13 protein-coding genes are annotated in these 13,298 nt (G+C 66.6%); 8 read left to right on the forward strand and 5 right to left on the reverse strand.

Features of this window, described 5'->3' with window-relative positions; all coding sequences use genetic code 11:
• Positions 1 to 73: 73 nt before the first annotated feature.
• Positions 74 to 1,003 (reverse strand): LysR family transcriptional regulator, encoded by a 930-nt coding sequence (locus tag ACVBD7_RS16445; RefSeq protein WP_458094312.1) that lies wholly within the window; start codon positions 1,001 to 1,003, stop codon positions 74 to 76.
• 96 nt (positions 1,004 to 1,099) lie between these two features.
• Here ACVBD7_RS16445 and ACVBD7_RS16450 point away from each other — a divergent pair, with 96 nt between their 5' ends.
• The 4 genes from ACVBD7_RS16450 to ACVBD7_RS16465 all read left to right on the forward strand — a co-directional run bounded on the left by ACVBD7_RS16450 (position 1,100) and on the right by ACVBD7_RS16465 (position 4,017).
• Positions 1,100 to 1,855 carry an SDR family oxidoreductase gene (locus ACVBD7_RS16450; protein WP_458094313.1) on the forward strand — a complete coding sequence of 252 codons (756 nt, stop codon included), beginning with the start codon at positions 1,100 to 1,102 and terminating at the stop codon, positions 1,853 to 1,855.
• A 107-nt stretch (positions 1,856 to 1,962) separates the two neighbouring features.
• Positions 1,963 to 2,661: a pirin family protein gene (locus tag ACVBD7_RS16455; protein ID WP_458094314.1), complete on the forward strand. Its 699-nt coding sequence runs from the start codon at positions 1,963 to 1,965 to the stop codon at positions 2,659 to 2,661.
• 331 nt (positions 2,662 to 2,992) lie between these two features.
• Complete coding sequence (locus ACVBD7_RS16460) at positions 2,993 to 3,517, forward strand: cupin domain-containing protein (protein WP_458094315.1); 525 nt, start codon at positions 2,993 to 2,995, stop codon at positions 3,515 to 3,517.
• 320 nt (positions 3,518 to 3,837) lie between these two features.
• Entirely contained in the window at positions 3,838 to 4,017 is a 180-nt protein-coding gene (locus tag ACVBD7_RS16465) for a DUF6726 family protein (protein ID WP_458094316.1), read from the forward strand.
• Positions 4,018 to 4,273: 256 nt separating this feature from the next.
• On the opposite strand, the gene ACVBD7_RS16470 is transcribed toward ACVBD7_RS16465, so the two are convergent.
• Together ACVBD7_RS16470 and ACVBD7_RS16475 are read right to left on the reverse strand one after the other, a co-directional pair.
• On the reverse strand, positions 4,274 to 5,530 hold the full coding sequence (locus tag ACVBD7_RS16470; protein ID WP_458094317.1) for a DUF2254 domain-containing protein: 1,257 nt from the start codon (positions 5,528 to 5,530) through the stop codon (positions 4,274 to 4,276).
• Positions 5,531 to 5,747: 217 nt separating this feature from the next.
• Positions 5,748 to 6,557, reverse strand: coding sequence for a helix-turn-helix domain-containing protein (locus ACVBD7_RS16475; RefSeq protein ID WP_458094318.1), 810 nt, complete (start codon positions 6,555 to 6,557; stop codon positions 5,748 to 5,750).
• Between the two features lie 146 nt (positions 6,558 to 6,703).
• Between ACVBD7_RS16475 and ACVBD7_RS16480 the strand changes: the two genes are divergently transcribed.
• From ACVBD7_RS16480 to ACVBD7_RS16490, 3 genes are all read left to right on the forward strand, one after another.
• Positions 6,704 to 8,020, forward strand: a complete 1,317-nt coding sequence (locus tag ACVBD7_RS16480) for a tetratricopeptide repeat protein (protein WP_458094319.1) — start codon at positions 6,704 to 6,706, stop codon at positions 8,018 to 8,020.
• 8 nt (positions 8,021 to 8,028) lie between these two features.
• Complete coding sequence (locus tag ACVBD7_RS16485) at positions 8,029 to 9,264, forward strand: MFS transporter (protein WP_458094320.1); 1,236 nt, start codon at positions 8,029 to 8,031, stop codon at positions 9,262 to 9,264.
• A 141-nt stretch (positions 9,265 to 9,405) separates the two neighbouring features.
• Positions 9,406 to 10,014: a hypothetical protein gene (locus tag ACVBD7_RS16490; RefSeq protein ID WP_458094321.1), complete on the forward strand. Its 609-nt coding sequence runs from the start codon at positions 9,406 to 9,408 to the stop codon at positions 10,012 to 10,014.
• Positions 10,015 to 10,151: 137 nt separating this feature from the next.
• On the opposite strand, the gene ACVBD7_RS16495 is transcribed toward ACVBD7_RS16490, so the two are convergent.
• On the reverse strand, positions 10,152 to 11,117 hold the full coding sequence (locus tag ACVBD7_RS16495; RefSeq protein WP_458094322.1) for a Bug family tripartite tricarboxylate transporter substrate binding protein: 966 nt from the start codon (positions 11,115 to 11,117) through the stop codon (positions 10,152 to 10,154).
• Between the two features lie 211 nt (positions 11,118 to 11,328).
• A complete protein-coding gene (locus tag ACVBD7_RS16500; protein ID WP_458094323.1) occupies positions 11,329 to 12,336 on the reverse strand; it encodes a hypothetical protein in 1,008 nt (335 codons plus the stop codon).
• A gap of 89 nt (positions 12,337 to 12,425) precedes the next feature.
• On the opposite strand from ACVBD7_RS16500, the gene ACVBD7_RS16505 reads away from it, so the two are divergent.
• Complete coding sequence (locus ACVBD7_RS16505; protein WP_458094324.1) at positions 12,426 to 13,040, forward strand: TetR/AcrR family transcriptional regulator; 615 nt, start codon at positions 12,426 to 12,428, stop codon at positions 13,038 to 13,040.
• The last annotated feature ends 258 nt before the right edge of the window (positions 13,041 to 13,298 follow it).

A 13,298-nucleotide genomic window follows, 5' to 3' on the forward strand; every position in this document is an offset into this window, starting at 1 on the left:
TTTGGAGCGCATCTTCTGGTGAACCGCGCGGGGGAACAGGAAGTTAACCAACTTGCCTTCGCACCGTTGCCGCTCAGGACGCGCGGTTCGGGGAGGAGACCCACTGTGGAGTGGAAAGCCTCTGCGTGAGAAACGCTGCGAGCGCTTCGACCTTCGCTGGACGGTTCCGCGCTGTCGGGGTCACGAAGTAGAGCCCGCCGGAGGCGAGCGTCCAGCCCGGCAGGATTTCCACGACACGGCCGCTCGCAAGGTACTCGCTGGCGATGAACTCCGGCAGTTCCGCGATGCCGAGACCGTCCAAAACCGTCGGCATCAGCGCATCGACATTGGTGACGCGCAAAGGACCCGATGGCGTAACCAGCACCTGTTCCCCCTTCGGTCCAGTGAAGTGCCACACATCCTGCCTTGGCTTGTAGGCGTAGCCGAGACAGTGATGTGCGCCCAGTTCGCCGGGATGCTGCGGTCGCCCATAGCGCGCGATGTAGGCGGGGGAGGCAACCACCGAACGCCCCATCGGGCAAAGCCGGCGGACGACCAGCGACGACTCCTCCAGCACTGCGATCCGCAGCGCGGCGTCGAAGCCGTCGCCCACGACATCAACCTGCGCATCACCCAGGTGAAGATCGACTTTGATCTCCGGATACAGCCGCAGGAAGGCAGGCATGAGCGGCGCGACCCAGCGCAGGCCGAACGACATCGGCACTGCCAGCCGAATCGTTCCCTTCGGCCGGTTCGACAGGTCGCGGGCCGAGTTCTCGGCCTCCTCGGCTTCGGCGAGGATCCGTGCTGCCCGTTCCGCGACGGAGCGGCCGAGATCAGTTAGTGCCAGGCTGCGCGACGTCCGGTTAAAGACGCGGCCGCCTAAGCGCTCCTCCAGCCGGCTCACCGCCCGCGACACCGTCGGAACCGAGACGTTCAGCGCGCGGGCGGCCCCGGCGAAGGAGCGTTCCTCCGCGACCTTGGCGACCATGGCCAAGCCCTCGAAATCTGGCAGGTTCGACATGCACAATCCTGCAAGGTTGCCTTGCGTACCTTTCTATTTTGAAAGCCCGGCTTTGACGACATCTTCCGTGCAGCCAACCAGCATGGAGTTCCGGACATGTCTCGCAAACTTGAGGGCAAGGTCGCCGTCGTCACGGGGGGGACCAGCGGCATCGGCCTCGCCACCGCCAAGCAGTTTGCTGCCGAAGGTGCGCAGGTCTTTGTCACCGGCCGCCGTCAGGATGTGCTCGATGCCGCCATCGCCGCTATCGGCCCGAGGGCCAGCGGCATCCGGTCGGACGCGTCCAACCTCGCCGAGCTCAGCAGCCTTTACGAGCAGATCAAGGCCCAGGCCGGCCGCATCGATGTGCTGTTCGTCAATGCCGGCGGCGGCTCGATGCTGCCGCTCGGCTCCATCACCGAGGAGCAATACGACGAGACCTTCGACAGGAACGTCAAGGGCGTGCTGTTCACGGTGCAGAAGGCGCTTCCTCTGCTCGCTGACGGTGCATCCGTGATCCTTGCAGGTTCCACCGCGGCCAGCGTCGGAACGCCGGGCTTCAGCGTCTATGCCGCGTCCAAGGCCGCCGTGCGCGCCTTCGCGCGGAACTGGATCCTCGACCTGAAGGACCGCCGTATCCGGGTGAACACGCTCAGCCCCGGCCCGACCCGCACGCCGGGCCTCGTGGGACTGGCGGGCCCGGACGCGGCGCAGCAGCAGGGCCTGCTCGACCATCTCGGGACCAAGGTGCCGCTGGGCCGCGTTGGCGAGCCGGAGGAGGTGGCCCGCGCCGCGGTGTTCCTCGCTTCTGACGACGCCAGCTTCGTCACCGGCACCGAGTTCTTCGTCGATGGAGGCGAGGCGCAGGTCTGACATCGCCCGACATGACCGGCCCGGTCCAGCACCGGGCCGGTCACCCCGCGGCGGCCCGGAGTACCCGCTTCGCCAACTCCCGCCGCTCCGAAACAGGATGACGATCAATGATCACGCCCCGCCCCTTCGCCACCCTTGGGGGCGCCGATCGTGATTGGCTGAAAACCCGGCTGCACGTCGCCATTGGCGGAATGGGCAACCCCGTGCACGGCGCGCTCGGTGCCTTGCGCGTCTGGAACGACGACGAGATCGCCTCGACCTCCGGATTCCCGCTGCATGCACATCGGAACGTTGAGATCGTCACCTATGTCCGCGAGGGTGCGATTACCCATGAGGACAGCCTTGGCAACAAGGGGCGCATTGGGGCGGGAGACGTTCAGGTCATGAGTGCCGGCCGTGGAATCCGCCATGCCGAGTACAATGCCGAGGGCGTGCCCACCCGGTTGTTCCAGATCTGGCTTACGCCCCGCACCCTCGACACCGAGCCCCGTTGGAGTACACGCCGCTTCCCTCGCGGCGAACGCGGCAGCGGCTTCGTCGCGCTTGCAAGCGGCGATCCGGCCGAGACGGGAGCGCTGCCAATCAACGCCAATGCTAGGCTGCTCGGCGTCTCGCTGCGCGCCGGTGAAACCACGACACACGAACTGGTGGAGGGCCGCTCGGCCTATCTGGTCACCACGCCCGGCCGCATCGTGCTGAACGGCATGCCCTTGGGCCGGGGTGACGGAGCAGCCGTGACCGACGAAGCGCATCTCACCATCGACGCAATCGACGATACCGAGATCGTGCTCGTTGAACTGAGCTGAGCGTTGCTGCAAAGGAACGGTGAGCACGCCGCCTGTTGTGAGCTGAGCACGAACAGGCCACACCGCCTGCGGCGCATTGGCCAGCGCGCAACACGAGTTTCAGGCCGACGAGACATGACCAGCACCGAACCGACCCGTCAGACACATGACATCGATGGCTCTTACAACCGGCGTGCGGGCTTGACTCGCTTGTGTGAATTGACGTTGCACTTGGTGCCGGTCCCAGGCCGAGGTGGTCTTCGCGCCGGCCCTGAACTGCGCTGTCGGATTTGATGACGCAGTAGCGGAGCATTTTTAACCCTACGACCAACCCAGGCCAGTGGAGAGCATAGTGGAAGCATTGCGACAGATTCCCGCCGGCGGCGGGATTCGGAAACTCGCCCGTGACGAGGGCGAGGGCTTCGACATTGCGGGAGTGCGCTTCACCTGGAAGGTGAAGAACAGGGATTCCGGTCACGCACTGTCCATGTTCGAGATGACATTGGATCCCGGTGACGGAGTACCGTTGCATAGCCATCCCTATGCCGAGGTCTTCTACGTCCTGACAGGCGAGGTCGATTTCTTACAGATCAGCGATCGCGGGAAGGAATGGGTTCCGGCGACATTAGGGGAAACGGTTATCGTTCCGATCAACGGGCTGCACGCCTTCTACAACCGCACGGCCAATCCCGCTCGGATCCTCAGCATCTCCAACCAGCTCCATCAAGGCTTCTTCGACGCCGTGGCGGAAGCCGATCAACTCGCCCCCTTTGCGAGTATGCCATTCTCCGAAGCAATGGCTCGGGTTGCGACAATCGCTAAAGGCCACGACATGCATTTCTTCCCGTTCGAACCCCCGCCGATGCGGGAGGGGTGAAGCTATAAGCGTAGCGGCAGTTCTAGCGAGCATCCTGGCATGTCAGCAGTTCCCACGGACGGAACGCAGATGACTTGGGCAACCGCTTCGTACGCGTGACTTTGCCGGAGTAAGTCCAGCAAACCAGCAAGAACGAAGCAGCAGGCTGTGGCGCCTACGGTGACCATTCCGTCCAGCGCCGCAGCCACCTTGTGCCTAGGCCAAGGCTGCAGGCACACTTCAACGGAACCTCGGATCACCTCAAGCGTGATCAGATCCTGCACACACGGGCGGACAGTACCGTGGTGCGTTGCTCAACCTGGAAGTAGAGGAGATCAGCTATGATGCTTTCCGGCCGTTTGGTGCGCCTTGCGCTCCTCGTTACCGCCGCGGCTGGCTTGGCCGGGTGCGGCATTGTGGCGCTACCGTTCCGGGCAACCAGCGCCGTGGTCAAGATCGTGCCCGTCGCGGGTGACGTGGTCGCAGCCCCACTGGACGTGACGGCGGACGTTATTGACTAGAAGCGTCCGCCCATCAGCTTTTCCGGACAGGGTCCGTCCCTCCAGCGTGCAGGCGCATACCTGTGGCCGGAGACGTCCAGCTCTGCCTGGAGTCGCGAGCAAGAACGCGAAGCAGGATGGCTCGACGGCCAGTAACGTCGCGCTGCGTCAGACCAGCGCAACGGGCTGTTGCCACATCAATGGAAGCAGACGCTGTTGGCCACGTCCTTAGTGGCACGCCGCTCGGCTAACGACATCCACGAGGGATGACTGGGCGCTAACCGTGCAATGCCAAGGCTACGACGGCTGCTTTTTCAGATGGAAGCACCAGGGCCAGCTCGGCGTGCTGCGTCACGAGGGACGAGGCGCGACGCGCCGGTTCGCCGAAGCATTCGGGGGAAAGCGCCTTCAGGGCGGCGAGTGCTTTCAGAAGGCGGACCGGGACCTGCACGATCCCAGCACCCTCTCGGGCCAGAGGCTGGAAAAAGTCCTCAAGCAGGTCGTCCGTGGAAAGGCCCGGCACGCGGATGAGAGGGTATTCAGGTTTTGCCGCGGGCGCAGCCGGATCGGGCACCCATTGGGCAAGCACCCGCAGCCCGGCGCCGATTACCGCGATGGCGGTGCCGTAATCCGCCGCGGTGGGCGGGAGGGACTTGGACCCGATCTCGGCCAGCACAGACAGCCCGAAGCGCGGGTCCTGTTCCCAGCTCCTTTCGTGCCCCAGCATGAAGGCATCGCGCACGGCCTCGATCTGACCCGGGCCCGATCCTGCGGGCACCCAGGCCAGCGGGGTGGCCGGGTGCACGAAGGCGCCTGGCAGGACCGCCACGTCCAGCGGCGCGTTCTGCCCGTGCATCGCGCGCGACAACGCCAGCATATCGATATGCTGGACGTAGCCGATTTCCTTGGGGAAGATCGGGTTAGACTGGCGGTGGGCTGGGTCCGGCGGCACGCCGCCGAGATGGGGCCGGTTCCGCCGGGTCAGCAGGGCCTTGGAGGCAGCCGTTTCGACAAGGCGGATCGTCTCCCCCACTCGACCGAAGACGGTGAGCTGTTGCATCCAACGCAGCAGGGTCACGACGATCAGGACGATCACCACCACCGTCGCGCCGAGCAACACCAGTCGCCCGCCCGGCCCGTAGCTGCGGGTGGAGAGAGCGATGATTCCCACGATCGAGAACATGAAGGCGCCAAGAAAGGTGGCGAGCGCATTGTGGGCCCGGCGGTCCTCGCTCCAGAGGGTGGTCGCACGGGGAGTGATGCCGGAGGAGGCGGAGCCGAGCGCGTTCACCAGCACGGTCAGGGAGAAGGTTGTCACGGTCAGCATCGAGGCGGCGACAATGCTCAGCACATTGCCCACCGCATCGGCGCCGACCTGCAGGGCGAAATCGTCCGGCACGTTGAACTGGAAGCGCCAGGCGAGGAGAGCCGTGAGCACGCCGGCGGCGCAGTAGATCGCGGCCCGCACCCAGGCCTGCCGCAAGGTGCGAGTAACGATCAGGCGCCACCGCGGCATCTCGTCGATCCTGTTCACGATGGCTCCTCTCCGCGCGCGCCCATCGGCTCTCCCGATGGGACGCCCCGACTAACGCGGGTGGAGGGCAGGTGGTGGCGGGCGCTGCGCGAGGGTTGCGGTCCGGTCCCAGCCTGCCGTTCGACGCTGGACGAGGTTCCTCATGTGTCCGCGCCCGCTCACATGGTCTCTCCGCACTGCCGGAACCGGACGGCAGCCTCCTGCCCTGCGGCGAGCACTAAGCCTCATCAAGGAGGGCCGAATTAGCAGAGGACGAACGGCAGCCGGGCAGTCGCCCCCTTATATAGGCCTGAGGACCGCATCCCATTTCGGTGCGGAAAGCGTACACGAAAGCGGATGTCGAGCCGTAGCCGAGTTCCATCGCCGTTTGGGTCACCCCGAGGCCGCCGCCCAGCAATTCGATTGCCTTGAACAGCCGCAGGCGCCGGCGCCAGGAGCGAAGGCCCATGCCCAGCTCGGCCTCGAAGCGCCTGACCAGAGTCCGCCCGGACATGCCGAGCTCCGCGCCCCATTCCTCCAGTCCGCGCGGGTCGGCCGGATCGGCGTAGAGGGCCTCGCACACTGTGAGCACGGAGCCGCCGCGTGGCCAGGGGAGCGAGCACGGGAGAGATTTCGCGCGCCGGAGCTGGTCGAGAATGAGGGCGGTGATCCGGCCCGAATAGCCGTCGGCGCCGTCCTCGCCCTCGATCGCTGCGGCTTCAACGATGAGGGCCTGCAGCAGTGGGAGGACACTGAAGACGGTGGGGCTGTCCGGCAGGCCTGTTCCGGCCTCTTCGGCGATCCAGAGACTGCGGAACTCGGCCCCGAGCAGGGATCCAACGCGATGCGAAAGGCCGGTCGGCAACCAAACCGCCTGCTCCGGCGAGATGACGAAGGAGCGCCCCTCCACCGCGACGGTCAGCACCCCCGAGATGGCGTAGACCACCTGGTGCCAGCAATGGGCGTGTTCCGGAAACTGGTGGCGCGCCGGGATCGACTGAGCCCGGACGATCATTGGGCTTGGGGACGGCAGGCCGGGCGGCGCCATGATCGTTTCCCAGAGCATGGCGCGTCCCCTCTCTGTCCTCTGTTCTACACAGATTGTCGGCTCACCGAAATACGGACAGCGCGAGATGGGATACCACTCGCATGGCAGCACGCTGTCCGTCCCCATCCCAGAACGAGGACTCCGCCATGGCTCGCCTCGACAGCCGCGGCCTGCCACTCTCGACGACCTCTGACCTTGCGGCCGAGCGCTACCGGGAGGGCGTCGATCTCCTCCTCTCCGCCTGGCCCGGCGCCGCCGAAGCACTGGAAGAGGCAGTCGCGGCCGATCCGGACTTCGCCCTCGCCCATGCGGCCCGTGCCCGCCTGCACGCCATCAGGGCCGAGCCCGCGCAGGCCAGGGCACGGATCGCGACGGCGGCGAGCGCCGCCCGGCGGGGGACGGAACGGGAGCGCAGCCATGTCGAGGTGCTTTCCCTGGCCATCAACGGCCAGTCTGCCAGGGCGCTGAAACGGGCACAGGCCCATGCCGATGCCTGGCCCCGCGACGTCCTGATCCTCTCCCTGCCGCTGGGCGCCTTCGGACTCTTCGCCTTCTCCGGCATGGCGGACCACGACAGGGCACGGGTGGCATTCTGCGAGCGCCACGCCCGGCATTTCGGGGCGGATGACTGGTGGTTTCTGACCTACCGCGGCTGGTCCTATGCCGAGAACGGCGAGGTCGGGTTCGGCCGGGCCCTGACCCAGCGCGCCTTCGACCTGCGCCCCACCAACGCCAACGCGGTCCACGCGCTTTCCCACGCCATGCATGAGAGCGGGGCGGGCGAGGATGCGGAGCGGCTGATCGCGGGCTGGCTACCAGGCTACGACCGTAGCGGCACCCTTCACGGCCACATTGCCTGGCACTCCGCTCTCACCGCCCTGGAGCGCGGCGACGCGGAGGGGGCCTTGGTGATCTATTCCGAGCACGTACAGCCCTCCGTTTCGGCCGGGATGCCGGTGAACGTGGTGAGCGACGCGGCCTCCCTGCTCTGGCGGGTCCAGGCCTATGGCCATGCCGTGCCGAAAGCGCTCTGGGAGGCGGCGGCCACCTATGCCGCGCCCGCATTTCCGAAAGCCGGCTTCTCCTTCGCCGACGTTCACATGGCCCTTCTGGCAGCAGCGACCGGCGACAGCGCGGCGCTGGAGGAGCGCGTCGCGGCGCTGAACGGCCTGGTCGAGGCGGGGACGCTGGCCGCGGGACCGGTGGTGCCCGCCATCTGCCGCGCGGCGCTCGCCTTCGCGGAGGAGGATTACGCGGGCTGCTCGCGCATCCTGGAACCGGTCGCGGCCGATGTGGCGCGCATCGGCGGCAGCGGCGCGCAGCGGGAGATCGTGGAGGACATGCTCCTCCTTGCACTTATTCGGAGCGGCAAGGCGGTTCGGGCACGCGCGCTGCTCGACCGCCGGCTGCATCGTCGTCCGTCGCCGCGGGACAAAGCTTGGCACGGCCTGCTCACGGCCTGAGGAAACCCATGTCACACGCCGACGCCACCACCACAGCAGTTCCCAAGGTCACCCCGAGCCAGGAGCGGAGCAACATCCTCCGACTGGCCATCGCCCAGGCCCTCGCGGGCGCGAACTCCACCGTCGTCTACGCGACGGGCGCCGTCGTCGGCAGCACTCTGGCCCCCAGCCCCGCGCTGGCGACCCTGCCCATCTCCATCTTCGTGGTGGGCATGGCAGCCTGCACTCTGCCCGCGGGCATGATCGCCGGGCGCCACGGCCGCCGCGCGACCTTCCTGACGGGGACAGGATGCGGCGTGCTGGCGGGGCTGCTCGCGGCCCTGGCGGTGGTGCTGGGATCCTTCCCGCTGTTCTGCACCGGCACCTTCTTCGGCGGCGCCTACGCCGCCGTGGTGCTGTCCTTCCGCTTCGCCGCCGCGGACTGCGCCCCGCCGGAGCGACGCGCCCGGGCGCTTTCCGCCGTGATGGCGGGGGGCGTCTTTGCCGGGGTCATCGGCCCGCAGATCGTCAACCACACCATGGACTTGTGGCTGCCCTATATCTTCGCGGCCAGCTTCGTCGCCCAGGCGGCTGTTGCGGCTCTCTCCGCCGTCGTCCTTACCGGCATCCGGCTTCCGCCGCCCGCGGCCGCCGGAGCGGCCGGGGCCGCCCGTGGACGCCCGCTAGCGCTCATCGTGCGACAGCCGCGCTTCATCACCGCCGTAATCTGCGGCGTGGTCTCCTACCTGCTCATGAACTTCCTTATGACCGCCGCCCCGCTGGCGATGCGCATGTGCGGCTTGTCGCAGGAGTCGGCGAATCTCGGGCTCCAGTGGCACGTGATCGCGATGTATGCGCCGAGCTTCTTTACGGGGCAGCTGATCACGCGTTTTGGGGCCTCGCGTGTGGTCATGGTCGGCTTGGTCCTCACCGCCACTTCTACCGCTGTTGGGCTGCTGGGCGTGGATGTCAGCCACTTCTGGCTCACCCTGATCCTGCTCGGCATCGGCTGGAACTTCGGCTTCGTGGGCGCCTCGGCCATGGTGCTGGAATGCCACCGGCCCGAGGAGAAGGCGCGGGTGCAGTCGTTCAACGACTTCGCCGTGTTCGGGACAATGGCCTTCGGTTCCTTCCTCTCCGGCGGCCTGCTCAGCACCTATGGGTGGGACACGGTGCTATGGCTGTCCTTTGCCCCGGTCCTGCTGGCGGTTGCCGCCCTGATCATCAGCGCGGCCAGCCGGCTTCCCGCTCAGAGCGCCGGCTAGGGTGCAAATCGGGGGCTTAGCCTTCTCGCGCTATAGAGCGAAAGCAAGACTTGCCCAGCCGCGTCTCTGCCGGAAATGGCTGGGAAAGACGCCGGCTGCGCTCTGCTTATCGCGCCCCGTGACTGGTGCAAAAATGGGTACATGACGGTCAACATCTCATGGGCGGCGACACTGCTTCTGGTTGTTGGTGGGCGCGCGGCCCCACCCGACAGAGAGGCGATCCAGGCGCTTCCGGCAGAGGCCAGCCTGGATGCGCGGAGCCTGGGGCGCGGGCAGGCAGCGGCGCGGCCAGCGAGTGTTCAGATCCAGCAGACGGCCGATCGCGCGGCCACGATCTTCACAGTTTCTCCGCGTCTCCAGACGGGTTCGCCGGCCAGCCTTCCCCTGATCGTCACCAGCGTTGGCGCCGAACGTCAGGCGCGGACCGGCATCGTGCGGCTCAGCCTGCTTGTGGTCATCAGCAATGCCCGAGGCTACGGCGGCTTTTCTCGGGCCGAGAGCCAGCAGGCGAGCAACATCGGCTTGCAGGCTCTCGGGCGGGCTGCAGATTGCCAGGCCGCCGCTTCCTGCCTCTATACAGAAACGCTGCTGCTCACCGTTTCCGAACCGGATCTGAGCCGGGCTGCGGAAGGAGGTACGGCCATGAGGATCCGGCTAACCGGCAACGCCTCCTTCGTGGAGGCTGCCATCCCGGCCGGCCATCTTCGCGCCCTTGCAGCCGCGCTGACGCAGTCGCGCCCCGAAACCTGAGTTGGTGCTGCCGACTGGTGCAGTAGTCTGGGCAACTGGCAAGGAGACGGGGTGGGCCCAGTCCAGTCCTTGAGTTTTGCTTTCGATCCCACCGTCTGAGCTCGGGTCGAACCAATCAGCTACGGCGCCAACGCGATCTATTCAGGCTGGAAGTTCGCCAACCGGAAAAGGCTCTCGGCTCGTTCGACATCACTTCGAATGAAGGTTGCGAAGTCGGCGCCGACCTCAGCCATCGGAACGATGCCAAGTGTGCCAACACGCGCGAAGACGTCGGGTTCCATCATCCCCGTCCGCAATGCATCCCCGATCCGAGAAACGATTTCCGCCGGTAGCGCCCGCGGTCCCCAGAGCCCCCACCACGACTGGATGTCGAGATTCGGCATCCCTCCCTCGGCCGCCGTGGGTACGTTCGGGGCGGCGTCACTGCGGGTGGCCGAGGTGATGGCGAGAGCCTTGGCGAGCCCGTCGCGCGCGGGCGGCCATGTCGCGAGAATGGGCTCGAAGACCAGCGCGACATTGCCCGCAACCACATCGGTGATGGCGGGGGCCGTGCCACGATAGGGCACCTGGACAAGTTCCACGCCGGCTTGGCGAATGAACTCGATCGTAGCGAGGTGGCCGGCTGCTCCAAGGGAGGAAACAGCCACTGGCCAGTCCCGCGGATTGGCGCGAACCGCAGCCAGGAGTTCCTGCAGCGTGTTCGGTAATCGGTTCCGGTTCATCAGGAGCAGCAACGGCCCCCGCCCGGTGCGGACAATTGGCTGAAGGTCAGCCACGGGGTCATAGCCGGGGTTCCGCATAACCTGGCGGGCCAGCACCTGGATGGAGGCGGAGAAGCACAGGGTGTAGCCATCAGGTGTCGCTTCGGCGACCGCGCGCCCACCGATGGCGCCGTTGGCACCCGCCCGGTTCTCCACGACGAAGGGCTGGCCCAGCTTTTCGGTCAGCTTTGCAGCGGTGACGCGTGCCATCGCATCGGTCGAGCCGCCGGGAGTGAAGGGCACGATCACCCGCACCGGGCGATTGGGCCATGCTCCCTGTGCGAGGGCCGGGGCTACGAGGGCTGGGGCGGTCAGAGCGGCAAGGAGTGCGCGGCGATTCATGGCGGCATCGTATCAGCCCTTCGGGTCGATGCTAGTCCCACGCAGCCGCACCCTAACCCCGTCTTAGCGCGCAGTACGGCCAGACCAGCCTGTGTTTGATCGCCTCGAAGGAGCCGCCGAGCAGCTCTACGGGCCAGCCCGGTCGCGCCCCTCCCCCCCGCCGCTCGAACTCGGTCGTTGATGTCATCGGGCGGAAGCGGATCCGGGCGCATCAGCATGGCTCCAGTGTCAGAACCTCGCCGCCAGTCTGATCGAGGCGGGCGAGGTAGGCAGCGGGATCGAGGAGCTGGTAGGGAAAGTAAAGTCCGGCTGGCGTCACCGGCTTGCCGTCCAGCCCCAGAAGGCGTTCGAGGATCATGGCAACCCCGAGCCCGGTCAGAGGCGCCGCTCCCTCCCGGTGGACAACGGCGTGGCGGGTGCGGAGTGCCCGGCCCGCATGATCCTCTCCGGCGAGGTCAACGACGATCTCGGTCGACATCGGCCCGCCGCGACGGCGGCTCGAACTGACCGCGGTGGCAATGTTGAACTGAACATTGGGTGTGCCGGTCGCGGTCGCCAGGCCGACGACGTCGATCGACGAGAAGCCGGATGCTTCCATCCTGGTCCCGTCGACGGCGTGGAACGCGGCCTCGGCGTCCTGCCCGGCGCGCCAGATGTAACTGCCGTCGCGGCGCGTGAGCGCGGCGGGTAAAGTCCTGTTCAGCCGCTCGAAGTCGGCAGCCACTGCTGGGCCACCAGTATCCTGCTCATCGACCAGGGCACCGATTGAGATATCGTCGATTTGGCGGAAGGCCTTAGCGAACTCAAGCGTAGGGACGGTCGTCGCGCCCACGAGCCATTCGTAGCCGAGGACGATCGGCGCGGCGTCCGGCCGGTGCATGAAGGCCGCAATTTCAGGTGCGATCTCGTAGATGCCGGATGAGATGCTGAGATGCGGAACCCTGCGCGCCTGAGCAAAGCGGAGCCCGGCGATGCGTTCGTCGGAGAAGAGGACTGCGACCGCACTGACCGGGCGGTCGCCGAGGCCGAGGTCGTCGGCGGCCAGATCGATCACCGCGGCCTGGGCGTTGCCGATCCGGTCTGCGGCCTGCTTGGCCTTGCTCAGATCACGGCCGCCGATCAGCAGTGGCAGACCGGGATGTGCGGCGCGCAGGAACCGGGTGGTCCAGCCTCCGATGGCGCCGGAGCCGCCCATGAGCAGAATGGGAGCTGATGACATTGCTGAGCCTCCTCGTCGCAGGCTATGAACCTACCTTCAGTAGGATATAGATAATCTACCAATGGTAGGTTACGCAAGGTAGCGATGCCGTGAACAAGGTCGTGCAAGAGGGCGAAGAAGCCGCAGGGTCACGCCGGATGTCGAAAGCGGAGCGGCGTCGCCAGCTGCTCGACACGGCGCTCCTGATCGTTCGGGAGGAAGGTGCAGACCGGCTCACCCTGGGGCATTTGGCCGCGCGCGCTGGTGTCTCAAAGCCGGTAGCCTACGATCACTTCAGGACACGGTCGGGCCTGCTGATCGAGCTTTACAGATGGATCGATCTGGAACGGGTAAATGCGTTCCGGGACGCGATGACGGGTGGCAAGCGAAGCCTTGAGGAATGCGCCAGGGTCCTTGCCTCCGCGTACATCCACTGCGCCGCCGACAAGACCGACGAGTTCCACGCGGTCGGGGCTGCGCTGGCGGGTAGCGAGGAGAAGGCCAAGGTCTTCCAGGAGCTGCTCGATAATTCCGTTCAGATGTTCGTATCGGTATTGAAGCCTCACAGCACCCTGCCGCCGGCCGAGTTGGAACGGCGCTGCATCGGCCTGGTGGGCGCGGGCGAGGCTCTCTCGACTGCCCTGGTACGCGGCCTGTTCGGCGAGGCTGAAGCTGCACAGAACTTCGCATCGTTGATCGAAGGCGGATTACGCGTGTCTCGGTGACGATATGATGGGCACGGGTCTGTTCAAATCGCCGGGCATGCCGAGCCCCGCCCGATAGGGTTGCCTTACGTGAGTAGGAGCGCGCCAACTCCTCGCTGCACTTCCGGAAGGCTTGCTGTGCCGCGCCGAGCGCTAGGACTTGGCCATCCGGGCAGCCCTGGGGCTCAGAACGGCGCTGCCCCGTGAAGGGACGAGATGCAGGCAGGGCAGGCACCCGCTACGCCGACGCTGACCGTGGCGTTCCGGGTGCCTGCCCTG

The sequence above is a fragment of the Roseomonas sp. WA12 genome (genome assembly GCF_054165765.1).

Coding starts and splice junctions, on each gene's coding strand:
- ACVBD7_RS16490 (WP_458094321.1), top strand. CDS start 9,406: ATGACGGTCAACATCTCATGGGCGGCGACACTGCTTCTGGTTGTTGGT.
- ACVBD7_RS16445 (WP_458094312.1), bottom strand. CDS start 1,003: ATGTCGAACCTGCCAGATTTCGAGGGCTTGGCCATGGTCGCCAAGGTC.
- ACVBD7_RS16455 (WP_458094314.1), top strand. CDS start 1,963: ATGATCACGCCCCGCCCCTTCGCCACCCTTGGGGGCGCCGATCGTGAT.
- ACVBD7_RS16475 (WP_458094318.1), bottom strand. CDS start 6,557: ATGGCGCCGCCCGGCCTGCCGTCCCCAAGCCCAATGATCGTCCGGGCT.
- ACVBD7_RS16495 (WP_458094322.1), bottom strand. CDS start 11,117: ATGAATCGCCGCGCACTCCTTGCCGCTCTGACCGCCCCAGCCCTCGTA.
- ACVBD7_RS16500 (WP_458094323.1), bottom strand. CDS start 12,336: ATGTCATCAGCTCCCATTCTGCTCATGGGCGGCTCCGGCGCCATCGGA.
- ACVBD7_RS16485 (WP_458094320.1), top strand. CDS start 8,029: ATGTCACACGCCGACGCCACCACCACAGCAGTTCCCAAGGTCACCCCG.
- ACVBD7_RS16450 (WP_458094313.1), top strand. CDS start 1,100: ATGTCTCGCAAACTTGAGGGCAAGGTCGCCGTCGTCACGGGGGGGACC.
- ACVBD7_RS16480 (WP_458094319.1), top strand. CDS start 6,704: ATGGCTCGCCTCGACAGCCGCGGCCTGCCACTCTCGACGACCTCTGAC.
- ACVBD7_RS16465 (WP_458094316.1), top strand. CDS start 3,838: ATGATGCTTTCCGGCCGTTTGGTGCGCCTTGCGCTCCTCGTTACCGCC.